Origin of the sequence: Acinetobacter sp. YH01022, from assembly GCF_013420235.1 — a bacterium.
Classification (GTDB): domain Bacteria; phylum Pseudomonadota; class Gammaproteobacteria; order Pseudomonadales; family Moraxellaceae; genus Acinetobacter.
This window is the reverse complement of sequence record NZ_VOYP01000005.1, coordinates 126,820-132,947: the sequence shown is the minus strand read 5'-3', so window position 1 is coordinate 132,947 and position 6,128 is coordinate 126,820. Positions and strand designations below refer to the sequence as shown.

The 6,128-nt window shown below is 35.8% G+C and carries 4 protein-coding genes; 2 read left to right on the top strand and 2 right to left on the bottom strand.

All coding sequences use genetic code 11. The annotated features are described in order from the left end of the window. Positions 1 to 167: 167 nt before the first annotated feature. Positions 168 to 1,361 carry a DUF1524 domain-containing protein gene (locus FTT87_RS02925; protein WP_180174321.1) on the top strand — a complete coding sequence of 398 codons (1,194 nt, stop codon included), beginning with the start codon at positions 168 to 170 and terminating at the stop codon, positions 1,359 to 1,361. Positions 1,362 to 1,383: 22 nt separating this feature from the next. On the opposite strand, the gene FTT87_RS02920 is transcribed toward FTT87_RS02925, so the two are convergent. Continuing rightward, positions 1,384 to 3,087 (bottom strand): GGDEF domain-containing protein, encoded by a 1,704-nt coding sequence (locus FTT87_RS02920; protein WP_166170776.1) that lies wholly within the window; start codon positions 3,085 to 3,087, stop codon positions 1,384 to 1,386. A 1,386-nt stretch (positions 3,088 to 4,473) separates the two neighbouring features. Here FTT87_RS02920 and omp33-36 point away from each other — a divergent pair. Then, entirely contained in the window at positions 4,474 to 5,349 is an 876-nt protein-coding gene (gene omp33-36 / locus FTT87_RS02915; RefSeq protein WP_086196505.1) for a porin Omp33-36, read from the top strand. A 48-nt stretch (positions 5,350 to 5,397) separates the two neighbouring features. Here the strand turns inward: omp33-36 and FTT87_RS02910 are convergent, their stop codons facing one another. Continuing rightward, positions 5,398 to 6,093, bottom strand: a complete 696-nt coding sequence (locus FTT87_RS02910) for an ion channel (RefSeq protein ID WP_086196506.1) — start codon at positions 6,091 to 6,093, stop codon at positions 5,398 to 5,400. Between the last annotated feature and the right edge of the window lie 35 nt (positions 6,094 to 6,128).

Below are 6,128 nucleotides of genomic sequence, written 5' to 3'. Positions count from 1 at the left end.
GGAAGCAGATGAAGTATAACTGGCGGGATTTTAAGGTGATGAAGGCAGATCAAATAGAGCGTTGGGTTGGGCAGATTTCAAAGGGTTTTGGTAATGAATACATGTTTACTTTTTAGTTGATACTTATAAGCCTTACTGATTTAATTAATTCAGGTCTATCTACTCTAGTGACATATGATTCTAAATTTCATTTACTACTTGATGAATATAAACAAATTATTCAAAGTTATAATTTTTCGCTTATAGAAGTTAAAGAAGCCTCTATTGACGTGGCAACTGAAATTTTTACTCGAATTAATGTTGGTGGTAAACCATTATCACTTTTTGAAATTATGGTTGCAAAAACTTTTGACTCAGAGAAAGAGTTTGACCTTTCCGAAAAATTTCAAAATTTAGTTGCTACATTAAAAAATGTGGAATATGACACCATTTCTGATGCTACAGTTTTACAAATAGTTTCATTAATTATTACCAAAGAATGTAACCGAAAAAATATTCTTCGTTTGGAAAAAGTTCAATTCATTAATATTTGGGATAATGTAGTTAAAGCAATTGAAGCAGCCGTTGATTATTTAAAAGGTTATTATCGAATTCCTGTTTCAAAGTTATTACCCTACAATGCATTACTTGCCCCTTTTGCTTATTTCTTTTATCACCACAAAGATAAACCATTAGATAAAAAACAGAAATATTTGGAAGATTTTTTTTGGCGGATTAGCTTAGGGGGGAGATATTCAAGTTCTGTTGAAAGTAAATTAGCTCAAGATATTAAAAAAATTGATTTAATTCTGATAAATATACAACCAGAATATGAGTGGTATATTGATACTTCACCGGAATTTATACGTAAAAATGGTAGTTTTAATGCAGGTCGTAGTTATATAAAAGCGATGTTATGTATATTAGCTTATTACAGACCCGTTTCATTTATTGATGGGGCTATCGTAAACATTAATAACGATTGGCTTCATAGAGCTAATAGTAGAAATTATCACCATTTCTTCCCTAAAGCCTATTTAAGTAAAAAGGGTATTGGAGAAGCTCAAAGTAATCATATTGCTAATATTACAATCGTAGATGATTTTTTAAATAAAAGACAAATTGGTGCTAAAGCACCATCCGAATATATGACGAAGTTTAGAGAGCAAAACCCTAGTTTACAAAATCATATGCTCACTCATCTGATCAATATCAATAATTATGGGATTTGGACTAATGATTATGAAAATTTTATCCAGCAACGTTGCAAAGCGCTATCATTAGAAATAGAAAAGAGAGTTTTACTCACATGCAATGATACAGTTCATAGCCAAATAATAAATCTAGAAGATGTTGATACTCAAGAAGCAGAAATGATTTAAAATTCAAAATGCAGTAGTGGCATCACCCCGCCACTTTATTTTTACCATTTGCCTTAGCCTGAAATAATGATTTGTCGGCTTTTTCCAGTAGTGACATCCACGATGCTCCCCCTACCACTACTCCAGCACTAACAGAAATACGAATATTCTGGTTTAATTCAGCAATATACAGTTCAGATCTACCAATCTCCTGAAGAATTTTATTGGCAATAGCCCAAGCCTCCGGAAAATTAATGTGCTCGATTAAAACCAAAAATTCATCACCACCATAACGAACAATTAAATCCGAAGCTCTTACATTCAATTGCAATTTTTCTGCAATCAGTTTAATGACTTCATCACCGACAATATGCCCAAAAGTATCATTCACATGCTTAAAGTCATCGATATCAATAATGATTAAGCCAGTGTGCTTGAACTGATTCGGCTTATTCTCCAGATAACGGATATATTCCTCTAAAGCCAAACGGTTAGATACACCCGTCAAATTATCCGTATTGGCAATATTTCTGAGCTGAAATTCCAGTGCGTCACGCTGCTGTAGTACCCGCTTTAATTCTTTAAGGGCGTCTAATAAGGTGATTGGCTTAGCAGATAATGGTGTCTGTTTACTCTCTATAACCTGATGCTGTGCCAGTCGAAGAATGGTATTTCTGGCTTTAAGTAACGGTATAAAAACATGATTGCGCGCATAGATCATGGTAAAAGAAACCGCAACCAAACAGATCAGTGCCACCAGTAAAGTTAAAATCAGTTTTTGCTGGGCTTGTTTCTTCTGGGTTTGAGCGACCGTAACACTGTAATCCAGAATATAGCTTTGCAAATTGACTACTGTCAGGAATTTATCAACCATTGCTTCTGTGAGTTGCGTACCGGTCAATGAATAGGCCTGATTACGGATACTTTCATTCATCAGGCGAGTAACTATTGGAATACCTTGATCTAAAAACTGTGCTTTTACCTGCTGATGTAAAGCTAGATATTCTGGGGTTTTATCCTGCGCAGGCTGTATGGTATTCACTAAAGCCCATAAATAATGGGCCTGATGTTGCGTCTGCAATGACCGCGCCAAGTTATCTTCGGGGATTTTTTCATTAAAAGTCACCGCTGCCATAATATTAGAGGCAGTTCGACCAGCCTGATCACGTAAATCAGCCAAAATTAAAATCAGCGTATAGTAGTCTGAGACTGAAGTTCCTTCAGCTTCAGAATGTACCAATACATTTTCTATAATTGCTTTACAACTATCCCATGCCTTAAACATTTGCTGAATCGCCTGATCCAGCTGTCTTGCACTCCGTTCAGATCGCGGCAAGGCACTATAAACATCGACCGCATGACGACCTTGAGCCAAAGCCCCTTTTACATGAGAAGATAAGGCTTGAGCCTGAACAGAAAAACCTGCCGTAGCTAAAATTACACTTGTCTGCTCAATCTGCAGATCTACTTCTTTCCGGTAAGCTTCTAATTCTTTTATATTTTCTTCGAGTTCATCGGCACTACTCGACATCACCTTATTAGCAGGTGCCCGTTCACGGGAAATTTTATTGGCTAAATCAGCTACAGCACGAAGCGCAGAAATTTCAGTTAAGGCACGATCTGCTTTCTGATAGCTCTGATAACTACTGACAATTAAGGGAACAGATAAAAACAAAAGAGACAGTGCGATAATGATCATCGACCAAAACAGCCGCCGGCTGATATGTTCCGAGCGTAATTTATACATAAATTAATTACTCACCATACACACCAAATGACCTGTGATCATACTCAAATTATATATAAATATATTACACGATTTTGATCTAAAAAGAGTTAAAAATTAATCAATATTTTTAAATATCTGCATTCTATCAACCACTTATAATATTTTTTAAAATAAAAGTTAAAAAAAATCTAAATTCTTTAATAAAGCTTTAAGATCCAGTGCATATCTGTAGGGTTTCAACTCAATTTTTATTCTTTCCCCCAATAGTAGCAAACTGCTTTTCATTGAGTGCAATTAAAAATTTTGCATATCTATAAATTGCAGTTAAGCAAGCCGCTTAAATAGAAAATCCTGTTTCCCTTAAAGATCTCGACAAAATAATGCAGGACTATTTCTAGGAAGCCCCCAATTTATATTGTTTAAATTACCTGCTTATCTAAATATTGCTACTTGCATGATAAGAAAATATTTACACATGCCACAAATAAGTGCATAATGCACCTCATTAGGGCAAATTAAATATATTCTCAGCAGATTTTTTAATTTTTCCGAAGATTTTGGCGAAAAACCCCAGTTTTCTTTGAAAATTGGGGTTTTTTATACTTAAATTTCAAGAAAAATCTAATTCCCGCTCCACATTAAGCACCATATTGGTGCAATAAAAGTTAATCCTAGGGTTTCTACTTAAGGATTCACTCTCTAATGACTAAAAATAAGTTTTGCTATTAATATGATTATGCTTCCATTTTTATTGCCTGTTCTTATTTCGCAGCCAACTGCAATATTTTTCTGACATAAAAAAAAACCCAACCTTGGGGAAAGTTGGGCATATAAAACAAAAACTTGTTTATGGAGAATCAGATCATCATCACATTATTGCAATGTAGTATGAATTGATAGATACATTATCGTAAAAACCGTTATAAAAGTAAAGCCTATCAAAACAGTAAGATTTAAAATTCATCACAACAGCACGATATTTGCACTAAATAAATTACAATTTGTGCATTTTTCAACCAACCCCATCCCGTTTTAGGTGAATTTTATTATTAGAATCAAATGAATAGCCTTAAAATGCCATACAGATCATGCAATAAAGTATATTTCAATTGGATTTTACAATTAATTTTTAAATTTAATCCAATTTAACATTATACAAAGTCCTTATTTTTTGCATATTTCTGAAAAAATAAGTTTTAAAAATGTTCATATTCATTTGTTCTAAAAACAAATTTTTCAAGTTGACCTGACACAGTTTAATCGTACTTTTTTCAACCAATTACATTATGTATAACAAAAAAACAACAAAATAATGTTCTTTTAGTTCATTGACTTAATGTTTTGTTACAATACAATAAAAGTAGTTTAATTCACCTGCAATAGAAAATAGAATTGGAAATTAATATGAAAAAACTCGGTTTAGCCACTGCTTTATTATTAGCCATGACCGGTGCTCAAGCATATCAAGTAGAAGTACAAGGTCAGTCTGAATACATCGACACCACAGCAAATGACAAAGATTTCACCGGTGGTTTGCAAGGTACTTATTACCTTAAAGATGTTGACTCTTCTAAAGGCCCATTGGCTGAAGCAGCTTTCTTAAACCAAGCATCTAACGTATCTGTTGCTTATAATTACGGCGAGTTAGGTTCAGACGATATCGACGTTATCGCTCATAACTATGGCGTTAAAGCTGAAGCTTATGTGCCAACTCAAGTTGTACCTGTATATGCTAGCGCTTCTTATAGCCACACAATTTTAGACAGCAAAAATAACAACGCCACTGATGATCAAGGCGACCGTTATGCCTTAGAACTTGGTGCATTTGCTGCGCCTAATTTCTTGGTTGCAGTAGGTTATACAAGCGTTGCTGATCAAACTGCTCTTGATGCATTCAATGTTATGGCTAATGGCGTTGTTAAATCAGTTGGTGAAACTGCTACGATCGGTGAAGATCAAGATGCAATTACTGCACGTACCAAATATGTTGGTGCTATTGACGGAACCAACATGGCAATCGGTTTTGAATCTGGTTTAGTTTACGGTGACGACACTGCTTATAACCTAGGTACAACTCTTTTCGTTACGCCTAAGTTAAGCGTTGGTGCTTCTTATGCTGAATCTAGCTTTGCTGGTACACCAGACTCAGCTTGGGGTGCAAACGTAAATTACTTCATCACTCCTGCCGTTGCAGTGGGCGCTTCTTACGTAAATGCGAATGCTGAACAACTTGCGCTTGATACACAAACTGTTGGCGTAAACGCTAAATTCCGTTTCTAATTTTTAATTAGAAAAAGAATTCAAAAAAGGACGCTTTATGCGTCCTTTTTATTGGTCTTTATCTTTAGAATGCTTGGGTAAATGGGCAATATATTGCAAGGCAATCAAGCGTGAAACAATGAGGGCCAGATACATAACCCCGGAAAACATTTGCAGTAGTGCCAGTACCCGTGCGGGGGCACTTATGGGCATTAAATCCGATAAGCCGGTTGCAGACTGCAAACTAAAACTCAAAAACAATAAATCAAGCCAGCTTTGTAAACCTGCAACATTGGGATTCTGAAAGCTTCCCGGTACCAGCAGCTGGCAAACGTTATATAAAAAAGCAAATGCCCAGGCCAGCAACGTAAATACCGCACCTGCAGCAAACAGTTCATCTCGGGTTAAATAGCGGTCTTCAAACATATAACGCAACAAACCATAGGCCGCGCTAAAGTAAGCTGCGGCTTCAAAACCATGGGCAATGACTTGTAGCCATGGATTTTTTATACCTAATATAATCAGGGAAGAAAAAATCACGGCACCACTGACAAAACTTAAGCCCAAAATGGTAAACATCGGTGTTTGCCGAATGACTTTGGCAATCACCAGTAAAACCAGCACCCCCAGTAGCCAGCTAAGCGTACGGTAAGGCGTGCTGTAATTGACGGCAACCGACAGAATTAAAATAATAAATTGTAATAAAAGTAGCCAAGCTGAAGGCAATACGCGAAATACCTTCCACACATCCATAATCGCCTGCATGTACTGCTCCAAAATATTGCTTTTTTATGCCTGAA

What these genes read in the sequence shown, in the direction of transcription:
- FTT87_RS02920 (WP_166170776.1), bottom strand. Translation starts at nt 3,087, where the DNA reads ATGTATAAATTACGCTCGGAACATATCAGCCGGCGGCTGTTTTGGTCG.
- omp33-36 (WP_086196505.1), top strand. Translation starts at nt 4,474, where the DNA reads ATGAAAAAACTCGGTTTAGCCACTGCTTTATTATTAGCCATGACCGGT.
- FTT87_RS02910 (WP_086196506.1), bottom strand. Translation starts at nt 6,093, where the DNA reads ATGCAGGCGATTATGGATGTGTGGAAGGTATTTCGCGTATTGCCTTCA.